Origin of the sequence: Achromobacter sp. UBA2119 (genome assembly GCF_002331005.1) — a bacterium.
GTDB lineage: Bacteria > Pseudomonadota > Gammaproteobacteria > Burkholderiales > Burkholderiaceae_B > Achromobacter > Achromobacter animicus.
This window is the reverse complement of sequence record NZ_DCYD01000017.1, coordinates 265,950-282,227: the sequence shown is the minus strand read 5'-3', so window position 1 is coordinate 282,227 and position 16,278 is coordinate 265,950. Positions and strand designations below refer to the sequence as shown.

17 protein-coding genes are annotated in these 16,278 nt (G+C 67.1%); 16 read left to right on the top strand and 1 reads right to left on the bottom strand.

Translation table 11 applies throughout. From position 1 onward, the window contains the following. The first annotated feature begins 211 nt into the window (after positions 1-211). The 5 genes from B3098_RS20425 to B3098_RS20405 all read left to right on the top strand — a co-directional run bounded on the left by B3098_RS20425 (position 212) and on the right by B3098_RS20405 (position 4,763). Complete coding sequence (locus B3098_RS20425; protein WP_286898697.1) at positions 212-1,366, top strand: acyl-CoA dehydrogenase family protein; 1,155 nt, start codon at positions 212-214, stop codon at positions 1,364-1,366. Next, complete coding sequence (locus tag B3098_RS20420) at positions 1,363-2,538, top strand: enoyl-CoA hydratase/isomerase family protein (RefSeq protein ID WP_286898696.1); 1,176 nt, start codon at positions 1,363-1,365, stop codon at positions 2,536-2,538. Before B3098_RS20425 ends, B3098_RS20420 begins: the two co-directional genes overlap by 4 nt. Before the next feature lie 132 nt (positions 2,539-2,670). After that, the gene (mmsB, locus tag B3098_RS20415; RefSeq protein ID WP_175139178.1) at positions 2,671-3,561 is read left to right on the top strand and encodes a 3-hydroxyisobutyrate dehydrogenase; all 891 of its coding nucleotides are present in this window, start codon (positions 2,671-2,673) and stop codon (positions 3,559-3,561) included. Between the two features lies 1 nt (position 3,562). Continuing rightward, positions 3,563-4,000 (top strand): PaaI family thioesterase, encoded by a 438-nt coding sequence (locus B3098_RS20410; protein WP_286898695.1) that lies wholly within the window; start codon positions 3,563-3,565, stop codon positions 3,998-4,000. Positions 4,001-4,073: 73 nt separating this feature from the next. Then, complete coding sequence (locus tag B3098_RS20405) at positions 4,074-4,763, top strand: VIT1/CCC1 transporter family protein (protein ID WP_175121905.1); 690 nt, start codon at positions 4,074-4,076, stop codon at positions 4,761-4,763. 52 nt (positions 4,764-4,815) lie between these two features. Here B3098_RS20405 and B3098_RS20400 read toward each other — a convergent pair whose 3' ends face one another. Then, positions 4,816-5,814 carry a YgfZ/GcvT domain-containing protein gene (locus B3098_RS20400; RefSeq protein WP_286898693.1) on the bottom strand — a complete coding sequence of 333 codons (999 nt, stop codon included), beginning with the start codon at positions 5,812-5,814 and terminating at the stop codon, positions 4,816-4,818. A 159-nt stretch (positions 5,815-5,973) separates the two neighbouring features. On the opposite strand from B3098_RS20400, the gene mltG reads away from it, so the two are divergent. The 11 genes from mltG (at position 5,974) to B3098_RS20345 (ending at position 16,266) form a co-directional block, all read left to right on the top strand. Next, positions 5,974-7,074, top strand: a complete 1,101-nt coding sequence (gene mltG / locus B3098_RS20395) for an endolytic transglycosylase MltG (RefSeq protein WP_414631297.1) — start codon at positions 5,974-5,976, stop codon at positions 7,072-7,074. Next, the gene (gene tmk, locus B3098_RS20390; protein WP_286898691.1) at positions 7,071-7,694 is read left to right on the top strand and encodes a dTMP kinase; all 624 of its coding nucleotides are present in this window, start codon (positions 7,071-7,073) and stop codon (positions 7,692-7,694) included. The genes mltG and tmk overlap by 4 nt, the downstream gene beginning before the upstream one ends. Continuing rightward, positions 7,691-8,740, top strand: coding sequence for a DNA polymerase III subunit delta' (gene holB / locus B3098_RS20385; RefSeq protein ID WP_218343571.1), 1,050 nt, complete (start codon positions 7,691-7,693; stop codon positions 8,738-8,740). Before tmk ends, holB begins: the two co-directional genes overlap by 4 nt. A gap of 17 nt (positions 8,741-8,757) precedes the next feature. Beyond that, entirely contained in the window at positions 8,758-9,528 is a 771-nt protein-coding gene (locus B3098_RS20380; protein ID WP_286898689.1) for a TatD family hydrolase, read from the top strand. A 38-nt stretch (positions 9,529-9,566) separates the two neighbouring features. Beyond that, positions 9,567-10,451, top strand: coding sequence for an ankyrin repeat domain-containing protein (locus B3098_RS20375; RefSeq protein ID WP_286898687.1), 885 nt, complete (start codon positions 9,567-9,569; stop codon positions 10,449-10,451). A 181-nt stretch (positions 10,452-10,632) separates the two neighbouring features. Beyond that, positions 10,633-11,373 (top strand): IclR family transcriptional regulator, encoded by a 741-nt coding sequence (locus B3098_RS20370; protein WP_279974713.1) that lies wholly within the window; start codon positions 10,633-10,635, stop codon positions 11,371-11,373. Positions 11,374-11,499: 126 nt separating this feature from the next. Beyond that, entirely contained in the window at positions 11,500-12,243 is a 744-nt protein-coding gene (locus B3098_RS20365) for a transporter substrate-binding domain-containing protein (RefSeq protein ID WP_286898686.1), read from the top strand. After that, positions 12,240-12,908, top strand: coding sequence for an amino acid ABC transporter permease (locus B3098_RS20360; RefSeq protein ID WP_056570374.1), 669 nt, complete (start codon positions 12,240-12,242; stop codon positions 12,906-12,908). The genes B3098_RS20365 and B3098_RS20360 overlap by 4 nt, the downstream gene beginning before the upstream one ends. After that, positions 12,905-13,693, top strand: coding sequence for an amino acid ABC transporter ATP-binding protein (locus B3098_RS20355; RefSeq protein WP_286898685.1), 789 nt, complete (start codon positions 12,905-12,907; stop codon positions 13,691-13,693). Before B3098_RS20360 ends, B3098_RS20355 begins: the two co-directional genes overlap by 4 nt. Then, positions 13,690-14,637, top strand: coding sequence for a formimidoylglutamase (gene hutG / locus B3098_RS20350; RefSeq protein WP_286898682.1), 948 nt, complete (start codon positions 13,690-13,692; stop codon positions 14,635-14,637). The genes B3098_RS20355 and hutG overlap by 4 nt, the downstream gene beginning before the upstream one ends. A gap of 339 nt (positions 14,638-14,976) precedes the next feature. After that, positions 14,977-16,266, top strand: a complete 1,290-nt coding sequence (locus tag B3098_RS20345) for a Glu/Leu/Phe/Val family dehydrogenase (protein WP_175121895.1) — start codon at positions 14,977-14,979, stop codon at positions 16,264-16,266. Positions 16,267-16,278: the final 12 nt, after the last annotated feature.

Sequence of the window (16,278 nt, the reverse complement as noted above, 5' to 3'; positions counted from 1 at the left end):
GCGTCGCCCTGTTTGTCTGCTGGCGGCTGTCGCTGCCGGCCGTCTCCGCACATTGTCGTCAATAAGACAAAACACCCGGCCGCTTCGGGCGTAACATTAAGCCGGGTGTCCGTTTACGTTTACGTCAACGTCATGTCAAAATCGGCGGGCTGGCGTTCACGAGACGGCAGCAACGCCACCAGACAATACCGACTACAACAGGAGACAGGCTGTGGACTTGGAACTGACCGACGAGCAGCGCGCGTTTGCGCAGGCCGCGCGCGATTACGCAGAGGGCGAACTGGCTCCCCACGCCGCGCGCTGGGATGCCGAGGGCATCTTCCCCCGCGAAGCCTTCGCCCGGGCGGGCGAAATGGGCTTTTGCGCGATCTACGCCAGCGAAGATATCGGCGGCCTGGGTCTGCCGCGACTGGATGCCACGCTGGTGTTCGAGGAAATGGCGGCGGTGGATCCGTCCACCACGGCGTTCCTGACGATACACAACATGGCGACCTGGATGGTGGGCAAGTGGGGCCAGCCGGGCCTGCGGGACGCCTGGGGGCCTTTGCTCGCCAGCGGTGAAAAGCTGGCCTCGTATTGCCTGACTGAGCCGGGCGCCGGTTCCGACGCGGCATCGCTTGCCTCGCGAGCGCAGCGCGACGGCGACAGCTACATCGTCAACGGGGCCAAGGCCTTCATCTCCGGAGGCGGCGACACCGACCTGCTGGTGGTGATGGCCCGCACCGGCGGGGAGGGCGCCGCGGGCATCAGCGCCTTTGCGATTCCGGCCGACAGCGAGGGCATCGGCTACGGCCGCAAGGAAGAGAAGATGGGCTGGAACAGCCAGTCCACGCGCCCCATCACCTTTGAAAACGTCCGCGTGCCGGCCGCCAACATGCTGGGCGTGGAAGGCGAGGGCTTCAAGATCGCCATGAAGGGCCTTGACGGCGGCCGGATCAATATCGGCACGTGCTCGGTGGGCGCCGCACAAGGGGCACTGGACGCTGCCCGTCGTTACATGGATGAGCGCCGTCAGTTCAACCGCCGCCTGGCGGAATTCCAGGCATTGCAGTTCAAGCTCGCGGACATGGCCACCCACCTGGTCGCGGCGCGCCAGATGGTGCGGCTTGCAGCCTGCAGGCTGGACGCAGGCGCGGCAGACGCGTCCACCTATTGCGCGATGGCCAAGCGCTTTGCCACCGACATGGGCTTCCAGATCTGCCTGGACGCGCAACAGATCCATGGTGGTTATGGTTACCTGAAAGACTATCCCTTGGAGCGTCTGGTGCGCGATACTCGCGTTCATCAGATTCTGGAGGGCACCAACGAGATCATGCGCGTGATCATTGCCCGCCAATTGTTGGAAAAAGGAGCCGACATAAGATGAATGCACCGGTGCTGTTCGAAGAAAGATCCGCTGCCAATGGAATGCGTTTCGGCATTGCGACGCTGAATGCGCCGCAAACACTGAACGGCCTGTCGCTCGAGATGGTGGACCTGCTGGCTGACCGTCTGGACGCGTGGGCGCGGGATCCCGGTGTGGCATTGGTGGTGCTGCAAGGCGCGGGCGACAAGGCGTTCTGCGCCGGCGGCGATCTGCACGGCCTGTATCGCAGCATGCAAGAGAACGCGGGAAGGTCCGGCTGGAGCAACACTTACGCGCGCACCTTCTTCGAACGCGAATACCGGCTGGACTATCGCATCCACACCTATCCGAAGCCCGTGCTGTGCTGGGGCCACGGCATCGTCATGGGCGGCGGCATTGGCCTGATGATGGGCGCCAGCCACCGCGTCGTCAGCGAGACCTCCCGCCTGGCCATGCCGGAAGTGTCGATCGGGCTGTTCCCGGACGTGGGCGGAAGCTGGCTGCTGAATCGTATGCCGGGCCGCAGCGGCGTGTTCCTGGCGCTGACGGGCGCGCAGTTGAACACTTCCGACGCCTTCTTTGCGGGGCTGGCGGACTTCCGCCTGAACAGCGCGGATTGGCCCGCGCTGCTGTCGTCGCTGGAACAGCAGCCGTGGGCCGGGCAGGCCGCAGGCGCTGCCGGAGACGCCATTCCGCCGCGCTCCATCAACGACGGCCTGTTGCGCCGCGCGCTGACCGCCCTTGAGCCGGCCACGCCGCTGGAACCCGGCCCGCTGCGCCAGCACTCGTTTGTCGTCAACAACCTGTGCAACGGCAACCGGCTGGACGACATCTACGAGGAACTGTCCTTCCTGAAGGACCACGAGGATCCGTGGCTGTCGCGCGCCGCCAAGACCATGCTGGCGGGCTCGCCCGGATCGGTGCGGCTGGCGTTCGCGCTGCAGCAGCGCACGCGCCTGCGGTCGCTGGATGACGTGTTCCGCGTCGAGTACATCGCCGCGCTGGCATGCACCGCGCATGGCGATTTTGCCGAGGGCATTCGCGCGTTGCTGGTCGACAAGGACAAGAACCCGCGCTGGAACCCGGCCGTCATCGACATGGCCACCGACGCCTGGGTGCAGAAATTCTTTGAGGAACCCTGGTCTGAGGGGGAGCCGCATCCGCTGGCCGATCTGGGGCAGGAAGGGCGCTGATCGGTCGCTGATAGAGGCCGGCTCGCCAGCCGGTCCTTGGCTCCCCCCGTCACGCAGGTCACGCAGGTCACGCAGTTTCGCAGGTCACGATGAATCCATACCTACAGCAATAGCAACAGGAGACAAGACATCATGAGCAGCATCGCGTTTATCGGTTTGGGCAACATGGGCGCGCCCATGGCATTGAACCTGGTCAAGGCCGGCCACAGCCTGAAGGTGTTTGACCTGGTGCCGGCGGCCATCAAGCTGCTGACCGACGCCGGCGCGACGGCGGCGGCGTCCGCGTCGGAAGCGGTCGAAGGGGCCGAGGTCGTGATCTCGATGCTGCCGGCCAGCAAGCACGTCGAGGGTCTGTATTTGGACCAGGACCTGCTTGGCAAGATCGCCTCGAGCGCGCTGGTCATCGAATGCAGCACGATCGCGCCGGATTCGGCGCGCAAGGTGGCCCAGGCGGCCGAGGCGCGCGGCATCGCCATGATTGACGCGCCGGTCTCGGGCGGCACGGGCGGCGCGGCCGCGGGCACGCTGACCTTCATCGTGGGCGGCGCCGAAGCCTCGCTGGAACGCGCGCGTCCCGTGCTCGAGAAAATGGGCAAGAACATATTCCATGCGGGCCCGGCAGGCGCGGGGCAGGTGGCCAAGATCTGCAACAACATGCTGCTCGGCATCCTGATGGCCGGCACGTCCGAGGCGCTGGCGCTGGGCGTGGCCAACGGTCTTGATCCCAAGGTGCTGTCGGACATCATCGCCAAGAGCTCGGGGCGCAACTGGGCGACCGAACTCTACAACCCGTGGCCGGGCGTCATGGAGCATGCGCCGGCGTCCAAGGGCTATGCCGGCGGCTTTGGCGTGGACCTGATGCTCAAGGATCTGGGCCTGGCGGCCGAGGCGGCGCTGTCGGCGCGTGCCTCGATTCCGCTGGGCGAGCTGGCGCGCAATCTGTATTCGCTGCACAGCGGCGGCGGCTCCGGCAAGCTGGACTTTTCCAGCATCGTCAACCTGGTCAAGCGCGAGCAGGACTGACGTGGCGCCGTCCCATGCCGCTGTGGACCCGGCCTCGCGGGTCCAGGCCAGTTTCAGCCAGCAAAGCATCATGGCGCTGCTGGGCGCCAAGCTGGACACGGTCGAGCCAGGCAGGGTGGACATCGTTCTGCCTTACCGCGCCGACCTGTGCCAGCAAAACGGTTTTCTGCACGCGGGCATTTCCACCACCATTGCCGACAGTGCGGGCGGCTATGCCGCGTTCACGCTGTTCGGACCGGGCGAGGACGTGCTGACGTCGGAGTTCAAAATGAACTTCCTGGCGCCCGCAAAGGGTGACCGTTTTGTCGCGACCGGGCGCGTGGTCAAGCCTGGCAAGCGTCTTTCGGTCTGCCAGGTGGAAATGCATGCCTACGACGGCGAACACGCCACGCTGTGCGTGATAGGCTTGCTGACCGCGGTGCGCGTGACGCCGCGATGAACTCCGCGCGGGGCGCGCCGGGCCATGCCTGGCGCGCCTCGCGTCTGTCGCGCCTCGCATGGGTTTTCCGGCAATGCCAGCAAAAGAACATCATCGAATTTTCCGCAGCAACTGGCTGCGCGCCGCGGTGCTGGGCGCCAACGACGGCATCGTCTCGACAGCCAGCCTCATAACCGGCGTTGCCGCGGCCCAAGCCTCGCATGGCGCCATTCTGACTTCCGGACTGGCGGGCCTCGTGGCCGGCGCCTTGTCGATGGCGGCGGGCGAATACGTGTCGGTGCGCACCCAGGCCGACACCGAGGCCGCCGACCTGCGCATGGAACAACGCTCGCTCAAGCGCAATTCCGGCGAAGAATTGGCCGAACTGGTGGACATTTATGTGGCCCGGGGGCTGACGCGCGATCTGGCGGAACAGGTGGCGCGCCAGCTCACCAGCCACGACGCGCTGGACGCGCACGCTCGCGACGAACTGGGCATCTCGCTGCACAACCGTGCGCGGCCGGTGCAGGCGGCCCTGGCCTCGGCCGCGTCGTTTGCGGGAGGCGCGGCGGTGCCGCTGGCGGTGGCGGCGGTGTCGCCCGGACCGCACCTGATCGGCTGGGTCATCGGCGCGTCGGTGTGCTGTCTGGCGGCACTGGGCACGATGGCCGCGAAGGCGGGCGGTGCGCCCAAGCTGCCCGCCGCGTTGCGCGTCACCGTGCTGGGCGCGGCGGCGATGGCCGTGACGGCCGGCGTGGGGGCGTTGTTCGGGGTGGCGGTCTGACGATGACCGCCAGGCCTGCGCGCGCGGGGTTCTGCGCGGCAGGCCCGGAAGATCAGGGATTGATCGAGTACGGCAGCGGCGCCGCCGCGATGCGGGGACCGTCGGCGCTGGCCAGACGCAGATCGCCCTCGGGCAGCGCGGCCAGCGTGGTTTCGAACAGCACCGACACGACACCCGCGTCGGTGGCGGCCTGCACCACGCGGCCAATGGCTTCGCCGGGCTGCGCGGCGTCGAACACATCCACCCCCGCGAGCGCCGGGACTTTCAGGCCGGCGTCGGCAATGGTGCCGTAAGCCATGCGCCGTTTGACGGTGCCCCGGTAGTGGCTGCGCGCCACGACTTCCTGGCCGGGATAACAGCCCTTGGTGAAGCTGACGCCCTGGATCAGGTCCAGATTGACGGTTTGCGGAATGAAGACATCCTGCGTGGCCGCGGCAATCCAGGGAATGCCGGCCGCCAGGTCTCCTGCATGCCAGTGCGCGGCCGGCGCCAGTCCCAGCGCCTGCGTGAGCGCGCCGGATTGTTCCAACTGCGCGTCCGAGGCGATCCACCACCAGCGCAGGCGGTCGTCGGCCGACGGCGCGACGATCCACGTGCCGGACGGCAGGTCCGCGCGCTGCCAGGTGGCGCGCGGCAACGTGCCCGTCAGGGCTTCCAGCGCGGCGGCCTGTTCCGAGGTGGCCTGCACACCGGCCACGTGCAGCGGCGCGGCGGCCAGCTTGACCTTGGCGCGCAGCACGAACATGGACAGGCGCTTGATGAGGGCCTGGGACAGGTCCTGCCGGACCATGCCGTAGAACTGGGGTGCGTCATCGGCATCGCCAGTGCCGCGCCACATGACCAGCGTGGCCAGCAGGCGGCCCTTGGCGGTGCAATAGCCGGCCAGGCGGGCGGCGTCCGGGGTCAGACCGGTCACGTCCTGCGTGAGCTGGCCGTGCAGAAAGGTGAGGGCGTCGGCGCCGGCGGCGGTGAAGACCGTCAGATCTTCCAGCGGGGCGCATTGGGCGCAACCTTCGGCGCGGACGGGAATCGAAGCGTAATAGGCGTGCATGGCGGCGGGGTTATCGCGTCATCAAAGTGCTGATGATAGCCCCGATCCCGGCACGGGCTTGCCATGTCCCCGATGGGCAAAGGGGCGCGCCGCGCCATCCGGCCCCGGTTGTGTCCCGGGCAAGGCCCGCGATCCATTAAACTTCCGACACTTATGAAGATGCGACTCCGAAATTTCGTCCTGTGGTTCCTGCTGCTCATCGTTCTGGCCGTTGGCGGCGCGGTGGGCGCTGCCTACATGTGGATGCACCGCCCGATGACGCTGGCGGCCGACAAGATCGACTTTGTGGTGGATCCGGGCAGCAGTCCGCGCACCGTCGCGCGCGCGCTCAACGCGGCCGGCGTGCCGATGTGGGAACCCGGTTTCGTGTGGATGGCGCGTCTGTCTGAACGCGACAAGCTGATGAAGGCGGGCGGCTATCAGGCGATCAATGGCGATACGCCGTGGCTGCTGCTCGAGCGCCTGGCGCGCGGCGACATGACCCAGCGCCAGATCACGTTCCTGGAAGGCTGGACCTATCGCCAGATCCGCCAGGCGCTGCGCGACAACCCGGACGTCAAGCAGACGCTGGACGGCGTCAGCGACGAAGACTTGCTGGAGCGGCTGGGCTCGACCATCAAGCACCCCGAAGGCCTGTTCTTCCCCGACACCTATATCTTCACGCCGGGCAGCACCGACTTTGACCTGCTGCGCCGCGCCTACCAGGAAGGCCAGCGCATCCTGAACGACACCTGGGACAAGCGCCAATCCGACGTGGCCGTCGCCACGCCCTATGAAGCGCTGGTTCTGGCGTCGATCATCGAGAAAGAAACCGGCCACGGTCCGGAGCGCCGGCGCGTGTCGGGCGTGTTCACCAACCGGCTGAAGATCGGCATGTTGCTGCAGACCGACCCGACCGTGATCTACGGCATGGGCGAGGCCTACCAGGGCCGCATCCGCAAGCGCGACCTGCAGACCGACACGCCCTGGAACACCTACACGCGTCCGGGCCTGCCGCCCACGCCGATCGCCGCGCCGGGCCGCGCCGCCTTGCTGGCCGCCGTGCAGCCTGAACAGCACAAGTTCCTGTATTTCGTCTCGCGCGGCAACGGCACCAGCGAGTTCTCGGCCAATCTGTCCGAGCACAACCGCAACGTCGCCCGCTACATTCTGGGTCAGGGCCAGCGCGCCACGCCCGCACCCACGCCTACGCCAACCCCCGCGCCCGCCGCCGTGCCGGCCGACCCCGAACCCGAATCAGCACAAGGACAAGATCAATGACCTCACGCGGACGCTTCATTACGCTGGAGGGCGTGGACGGCGCGGGCAAAAGCACGCATACCGACTGGATCGCGGATTTCCTGCGGGGGCAGGGCCTTGAGGTCGTGTCCACCCGCGAGCCCGGCGGCACCCCGCTTGGCGAAAAACTGCGCGCGCTGGTGCTGAACGATGCCATGGGGCTGGACACCGAAACGCTGCTGATGTTTGCCGCCCGTTGCGAACACGCCCGCCAGGTCATTGAGCCGGCGATTGCGCGCGGCGCGTGGGTCGTCTGCGACCGCTACACCGACGCCAGCTACGCCTATCAGGGCGGCGGCCGCGGCCTGGGCGCGGAGCGCGTGGCGGTCCTGGAAGACTGGATGCGCGCCGGCCGTCCTGATCGGACCTGGCTGTTCGACGTGCCGCTTGAAGTCGCGCGGGCGCGGCTGGCCGATGCGCGCGAGCCCGACCGCTTCGAGCGCGAAGGCGCGGCGTTCTTCGAGCGCACCCGCGAGGCCTACCATGCCCGCGCCAAGGCCGATCCCGACCGCATCCGAGTCGTCGATTCCACCCGTTCCATTGCTCAGATCCGCGCAGACCTCGAGGCGGGCCTGCGCGAGCTGCTGGCCATTCCTGCATGAGCGCGCCCCAGTTCCACCCCTGGCAGATGGAGACGGCCCGTGCGTGGCTGGGCAATCGTGACCGGTTCGCGCATGCCTGGCTGGTGCACGGGCTGGCCGGCATCGGCAAGCTGGATTTCGCCATCGCGGCGGCAGCCAGCCTGCTGTGCGAGACGCCCGAGAACGGGCTGGCGTGCGGCCACTGCGCGGCCTGCAACTGGTTCGCCAGCGGCAATCACCCGGACCTGCGCCGTATCCGCCCCGAGGCGGTGGCCGTGGAAGAGGGCGCGGACGCGGCCGAACAGGCCGAAGACGCCGAGCCGGCGGCGGGCGCCGCCAAGCGCGCGCCCTCCAAGGAAATCCGTATCGACCAGATCCGCTCGCTGGAGTCCTGGTTCAACACCGCCACGCACCGTGGCGGCTGGCGCGTGGCGCTGCTGTATCCCGCCCATGCGCTGAACGTCGTGTCATCCAACGCCTTGCTCAAGGTGCTGGAAGAACCGCCTCCCCATACCGTCTTCCTGCTGGTCGCGGACGCGCCTGACCGGTTGCTGCCCACGCTGGTGTCGCGCTGCCGCCGGCTGCCGCTGCCCGCGCCCGATGCGGATACGGCGCTGCAATGGTTGCGCGACCAGAACGTGGAACCGGCGCGCGAATGGCTGGCTGCCGCAGGCGGCGCGCCGCTGGCGGCATTGCGGTTGGCGCAGTCGGGCGAATCCGCCTGTCCGGCGTGGCTGGGCCAGTTGGTCAATCCGTTGTCCAAGGGCCAGACGCCCGATGTCGGCACGCTGGCCGAATCCCTGGAAAAGGTGGCGGCGGCTGAATGGATCGATGCCTTGCAAAGGCTCTACACCGATCTGATGCTGGCCAGCGCGGGCGCGCCGGTGCGCTATTTCCCGTCGCTGCAAGCCGGTGTGACGCAGGTCGCCGCCCGTATCAATCCCGCCCGCGTGGCCGAATCGGCCCGCTGGCTGACGCGCCAGCGCGCGCTGGCCACGCACCCGCTGAACGCCAAGCTTTTCGCCCACGCCACCCTGCAACGCGTGGTGCTATCCTGCCAGGCGTAAGCCCTACCAGACTCTCCATGTACGTCGATTCACACTGTCATCTGAATTTTCCCGAGCTTGCCAACGATCTGCCGGCCATTCTTGACCGCATGACCGCCAATCAAGTCACGCACGCGCTGGTCGTCAGCGTCAACATGCCGGAATGGCCCGGCCTGATGTCGCTGGTCGAACCCGAGCCGCGCCTGTGGGCGTCGGTGGGCGTGCACCCCGATTACGAAGACACGCCGGACCCCACGGCCGAAGAACTGGTGCGCCTGGCCGAGCATCCCAAGGTCGTGGCCATCGGCGAAACCGGGCTGGACTACTACCGGCTGTCCGAGCCGCTGGACTGGCAGCGCGAACGTTTCCGCCGCCACATCCGCGCCGCGCGCGACGCGGGCCTGCCGCTCATCGTGCACACCCGGTCGTCCGCTGAGGACACCGTGCGCATGCTGGCCGAGGAAAAGGCGGCCGAGGCGGGCGGCGTAATGCACTGCTTCACCGAGACCTGGGAAGTGGCGCAGGCCGCGCTGGACCAGAACTTCTACATTTCGCTGTCCGGCATCGTCACGTTCAAGAACGCGCAGATCGTGCACGAAGTGGCCGCCAAGGTCCCGCTGGACCGGTTGCTGATCGAAACCGACTCGCCGTACCTGGCGCCGGTGCCGTTCCGCGGCAAGCTCAATGATCCGTCCAAGGTGATCCACGTGGCCGAAAAGATCGCGGACCTGCGCGGCATCACGGCGGCCGAGGTCGCGCGCGCATCTACCGACAATTTCTTCAACCTGTTCAGCAAGATCAAGAAATAGGTCATCCCGATTCACTGAATTTGCATCCGAGGACAGCTATGGCCATCCGCATCGCCTCCGCCCATCAAGCCTTACTGTCATGCGGCCGCGCCGGTCTGCTGGCGCTGGCCATCGGCCTGGCCGCACCCGCGGCGCAGGCCGCCAATCCCGCCGACTGGTGGGTCTATGTCGCCAACGATTATCCCGACGACATCAAGGATCTGCTGGCGCAAGGCTCGGATCCCAACGTGCGCTACAAGAACGGCCAGCCGGCCATCATGCGCGCGGTCGTGGACAACGCCTGGAACGTCTTCGACGTGCTGGCCGCGGACAAGCGCACGGACGTCAATGCCGAGAACCCGGCGGGCGAGACGCCGCTGATGTACCTGGCCATCGCGGGGCAAACCGAACGCGCCAAGAAGTTGATCGCCCGTGGCGCGCAGGTCAACCGCCTGGGCTGGACGCCGCTGCATTACGCCGCGTCCAAGGGGCAGATGGAAATGGCGCGGCTGCTGCTGGCGAACAAGGCCATGGTCAATGCGCCCGCGCCCAATGGTGAGACCCCGCTGATGATGGCGGCGCTGTCCGGCCGCAAGCCCATGGTCGAGCTGCTGCTCAAGGCCGGCGCCGACGTCACCACGCAGGACACGAAGGGGCAGGACGCCGCCGCGTGGGCGGCCACGGGCAAGTCGGCGTCGCTCGCCGCCGAGCTGACGGCCTTGGTCAAGAAGGAAGAGGACGCCAGGCGCAAACGCCGCGCAGCGGCGCAGGGCGCGCCCCAGCAAGCGGATACCGCGCCGGCGGCTGAGGCGCCGGCGGCGGTTCCAGCGCCCGCGGCCCCGTCGGCGCCGGCGCCGGCGCCGGCCGCTGCGGCGCCCGGTGGTGGTGTGAAGGGCGTCTCCGGCGTCGGGCTGTCGGATTACGAGAAGCCCCCCGCGCCGTGACGATCGCCGGTACATGCGGAAACATCCCGCTGCCGGCCCATCAAAACCCGCCTCACGGCGGGTTTTTTTACGCCCGGATTTCGGGGTTTTCCCTTGCAATTCTCAATCGATGGGAAAAATCAGAAGTGAAACCGCCACAAATTGATAATCTCGCTCCCATATTGCTGGGAGTTGAATCTTCATGTCGGAATCGTCTGTCGGGGCGGGCGCGGATCGCGTCCTGTATGTGCTGGCCACCTTGGCCCGGCACGACGGCCCGCTCAGCATTGCCGCGCTGGCCGAAAAAACGGGCCTGGCGCAGAGCACGCTCTACCGGCAGATCGCGCTCCTCAAGCGCTGGGGATTCGTCGCCGAACACGAAGGCGAGTACGGACCCGGCCCGCTGTGCGTGCAGCTCGCCTGGGGCTTTGACCAGTCGTCGTTCCTGATTCACGAAGCGCAACCCGACATGGCCGCGCTGGCCGCGTCGTCCGGCGAGACCATCGGCCTGCTCGTCGCCGTGAAGGACCAGGCCGTATGCCTGGACATGGTGGAAAGCCAGCATCCGCTGCGCTGCTCGTTCACCAAGGGCCGCGGGCTGCCGCTGGCGCGCGGCGCGTCGGCCAAGTCGCTGCTCGCGTTCATGCCGCAGGCCCGCCTGCATGCCGCGCTGACCTACCTGGCCGACGAAGCCGGCGTGGATGCCGCCCGCCTGACCGGCGAGCTGGAGGCCATCCGCGCGCAGGGCTATGCGGTGACCGACAGCGAAGTCGACGCCGGTGTGTGGGGCGTGAGCGTGCCGATCTTTCAACGGGCGAACCAGGCCGTGGCCTCGATCACGCTGATGGCGCCGTCCACCCGCGCCGCGCAGCATCCGGACGCGCTGATCGAGATGACCCTCGCGGCCGCCCGCCGCATCTCGGAGCGCCTGAAGGCCGCCTGACGCCGTGATGTCCGCCTTATCGAATACCTGTTTCACCTGCTTCATCGCTTAGCCCGTTCCTAGCCGCAACGATCGTCGTACCCACCGTCGTACCACCTGTCGCACCCACCTCCATAGGACCCCACCATGACCACTCGCCGCACCCTGCTGTCCGCCGCCCTGACCCTGAGCCTCGCCTGGGCCGCCGGCGCCGCGCACGCCCAGGAAACGATCCGCGCCGTCACCGACGCCACCTTCCCGCCGATGGAATTCGTCAAGGACGGCAAGCGCACCGGCTTTGACATCGAGCTGGTCGAAGCGCTGGCCGGCGCGATGGGCAAGAAGGTCGAATGGATCGACATCGACTTCAAGGGCCTGATTCCGGCGCTGCAGGCCGGCCGTGCCGACATCGCGGTGTCCGCCATCTACATCACGCCCGAGCGCAGCAAGGTCGTCGATTTCACCGATCCGTACTACGCGGGCGGCCTGGTGGTCCTGACCAAGGCCGACGGCCCCGTCAAGTCGATCAAGGATCTGGATGGCCGCAAGGTGTCGGTGCAGGTCGGCACGAAGTCGGTGAACTACCTGAAAGAGCATTTCCCCAAGGTGCAGCGCGTGGAAGTCGAAAAGAACCAGGAGATGTTCAATCTGGTGCAGATCGGCCGCGCCGATGCCGCGGTGACGGGCAAGCCCGCCGCCAAGCTGTTCGCGCAGAGCACCAACGGCCTGACCGTGCTGAACGATCAGGTCACCACCGAGGACTACGGCATCGCCGTGCCCAAGAACAGGCCTGAGCTCACGCGCGACCTGAACGCCGCGCTGCAAAAGCTGAAGGCCGATGGCAGCTACCAGGCCATCGTGAACAAATGGTTCGAGGCGCCCGCGAAATGAACCTGGAATTTTCACCCGTCTTCGCCGACTTCGACGCGCTGATGCGGGGCGCGCTGGTCACCATCGAGGTGACCGCCGGCGCCTTGCTGCTGGGCTGCGTGATGGGGCTGCTGGTCGGGATCGGCCGCCTCAACCCGCAGCGCCGCATCACGTACCACCTGTGCAGCACCTACCTGTTGTTCTTCCGGGGCACGCCGCTGCTGGTGCAGTTGTTCATCTGGTTCTTCGGCCTGCCGCAGTTCGGCGTGACGCTCCCGGCGTTCGCCTGCGGCGTGCTGGGCCTGGGTATGTATTCCGGGGCCTATGTGTCGGAGATCGTGCGGGGCGCGATCCAGTCGGTGGATCGCGGCCAGACGGAGGCGGCGCGCTCGCTGGGCATGTCGTCCGGCCAGGCGATGCGCATCATCATCCTGCCGCAGGCATTCGTGCGCATGATTCCGCCGCTGGGCAACGAGTTCATTGCGCTCATCAAGAACTCGGCGCTGGTCTCGCTGTTGACCATTCACGATCTGATGCACGAAGGGCAGAAGATCATCAGCGTGTCATATCGCTCGCTGGAAACCTACCTGGTGGTGGCTTTGATCTATCTGGCGCTGACCACGACCGCCATGGTGATTTTGCGCAAGATCGAGCATCGTCTGCGCGCGGGAGGGATGGTGCAATGAGCCTCGTCATCGAAGGTCAGGAAATGATCCGCATCCGCGGCCTGCACAAGTCCTACGGCGATCACGCCGTCCTGCGCGGCATCGATTTCGATGTGCTGAAGTCGCAGGTGGTGGTGGTCATCGGGCCCAGCGGCTCGGGCAAGAGCACCTTGCTGCGTTGCTGCAACGGGCTGGAAGTCGCCCAGCGCGGCACGGTCGATATCTGCGGCCAGACGTTGCAGGAAGACGGGGCGATGTTGCCAGAAGCCGAACTGAACCAGTTGCGCACGCAGGTGGGCATGGTGTTTCAGGGTTTCAATCTGTTCCCCCATCTGTCGGTGCTGGACAACGTGACCGTCGGGCCCCGCACGCTGCTGGGCATGGGCCGCGAACAGGCCAATGCGTTGGCAGCCGACCTGCTCAACAAGGTGGGGCTGTCGCAGAAGATGGCGGCCATGCCCGCCAGCCTGTCCGGCGGTCAGAAGCAGCGCGTGGCGATTGCGCGCGCGCTCGCCATGCAGCCGCAGGTCATGCTGTTCGACGAGCCGACCTCGGCGTTGGACCCGGAGCTGGTCGGCGAAGTGCTGCAGGTCATGAAGCTGCTGGCCCGCGAAGGCATGACGATGATGGTCGTGACGCACGAGATGGGCTTTGCCCGTGATGTGGCGGACGTGGTGGCCGTGATGGACGGCGGCGTCATCCTGGAATCCGGCCCGCCGGAGGTGATTTTCAGCGAGCCGCGCGAAGCCCGCACCCGCGAATTCCTGCAGGCGGTCCTGAGCGCCGGTCCGGGAGCCGCAGCATGAGCGCGCCGAAACTGGACAAGAGCCTCTGGAAGGCCCGCGACGACAGCGCCGAGCAGGGCGACACCCGCCGGCTCGCGCACATCGTCGAGGCCGAAGCGGGGCAGGGCGAGATGGGCGAGGCGGTGCTGTTGGGCTTTGCCTGCGATGCGGGCGTGGCGCGCAATCAGGGCCGGGTGGGCGCCGCCGCGGGGCCTGCGGGCATCCGCAAGTATCTGGGGGGCCTTCCAGCGCATGGGCTGACGCGCCTGCTGGATGCCGGCGACGTCGAATGCCACGGCGACAAGCTGGAAGACGCGCAGGAACGCCTGGGCCTGCGTCTGGCCGAACTGATGGGGCGGGGCGCGCGCCCGGTCGTCCTGGGTGGCGGCCATGAAATCGCCTGGGGCAGTTTCCAGGGACTGGCCCGCTGGCTGGACGCGCGCGGCGACGCGGGGGCCGTGCTGGTGCTGAATCTGGACGCGCACTTCGATCTGCGCACGGGCCGTCCCGGCAGTTCCGGCACCCCGTTCGACCAGATCGCGACAGACAGCGAGGCACGCGGGCGTGAGCTGCAATACGCCTGCCTGGGCGTCTCGCGGCTGGCCAACACGCCAGCGCTCTACGCCCGCGCCGCGGAAATCGGGGCCGTGTGGATCGAAGACCGCGATATGCAGGAGCGGCATCTGGAAGCCCGTCTGGCCGACGTGGACGCGCTGCTGGCCAAGGCGCAGCACGTGTATCTGACGATCGATCTGGACGTGCTGCCCGCCGGCGTGATGCCGGGGGTGTCCGCGCCGGCGCCTTATGGCGTGCCGATGGCCGTGATCGAGGAAATCGTCTTGCGGGTCAAGGCGAGCGGCAAGCTCCGATTGGCGGACTTGGCGGAGTTCAACCCCAAGTTCGACGTCGACGGCCATGGCGCGCGCGCGGCGGCGCGTTTGGCGTGGCAGTTGCTGTCAGTGTGACTCGGCGCGGCAGAGGTGTCCGACGCCTTTGCCGCGGTGGCACACGGTGAAAGCGCGTCTGACACGGGAGTCCAACACCCGGGGCGGTCTGCAAGGTAGACGTGGATGTAAAGGGCGGTCTTCCAAAAGAGACCGCCTTTTTTTCGCCCCGCGTATCCCGGCCGCAGGCTGGACGCCGCCAGTTTCGCGGCTTAGGATAGGTGCAGCTTCCGGGCCCGCCTGCGACCCGTTCGGTATCCGCAACGTTAATGTGTCCCTATTTAAAATATTTAAACTTTAAATAGGGACGCTATAACTTTCGTGGATAAAATGGCGCAACTTTGTCAGGAGAGCATGCTCATGTCTCAAACTCCCACCCATGCCTTGCCGTCTTATCTGAATGCCGAGGACCTCGGCCCCTGGGGTAATTACCTGCAACAAGTCGACCGGGTCACGCCGTACCTCGGTTCCCTGAGCCGGTGGGTCGAGACGCTGAAGCGTCCGAAGCGCTCGCTGATCGTCGATGTGCCGATCGAACTGGACAACGGCACCATCGCCCACTTCGAGGGCTACCGTGTGCAGCACAACGTGTCGCGCGGTCCGGGCAAGGGTGGTGTGCGTTTCCACCAGGACGTGACGCTGTCCGAAGTGATGGCGCTGGCCGCCTGGATGTCGGTCAAGAACGCCGCAGTCAACCTGCCGTACGGCGGCGCCAAGGGCGGCATCCGTGTCGACCCGCGCAAGCTCTCCGCCTCGGAACTCGAACGCATGACGCGCCGCTACACCAGCGAAATCGGCGTCATCATCGGACCGTCCAAGGACATTCCCGCCCCTGACGTGAACACCAACGCCCAGACCATGGCCTGGATGATGGACACGTACTCCATGAATGAAGGCGCCACCGCCACGGGCGTGGTCACCGGCAAGCCGATCGCACTGGGCGGCAGCCTGGGCCGCGTCGAGGCCACCGGCCGCGGCGTGTTCGTCGTGGCGTGCGAAGCCGCGCGCGACCGGAACATCGATGTGGCCGGCGCGCGCGTCGTCGTGCAGGGCTTCGGCAACGTGGGCGGCACCGCCGCCCGCCTGTTCCATGAAGCCGGCGCCAAGGTCATTGCCGCGCAGGATCACACCGGCACCGTGCACAACGCGGCTGGCCTGGACGTGCACAAGCTGTTGTCGCACGTGTCGCAGACCGGCGGCGTGGGCGGCTTCTCGGGCGGCCAGGCGCTGGACAAGGCTGAGTTCTGGACGCTGGAAACCGAGTTCCTGATCCCGGCAGCCCTGGAAAGCCAGATCACCGTCGACAACGCCGCCAAGGTGCGTGCCAAGATCGTGGTCGAAGGCGCCAACGGCCCGACGACCCCGGAAGCGGACGACATCCTGGCCGAGAACGGCGTCTACGTCGTGCCGGACGTGCTGGCCAACGCCGGCGGCGTGACGGTCAGCTACTTTGAATGGGTGCAGGACTTCTCCAGCTTCTTCTGGAGCGAAGAAGAGATCAACCAGCGCCTCGAACGCCTGATGCGCGAGGCCTACGCCGCGGTGGCGCAGGTGTCGCGCGAGCACAAGGTGACGCTGCGCACCGCCGCGTTCATCGTGGCTTGCACGCGGATCCTGCAGGCCCGCCAGGTGCGCGGTCTGTATCCGTAAAGGCTGAATCGG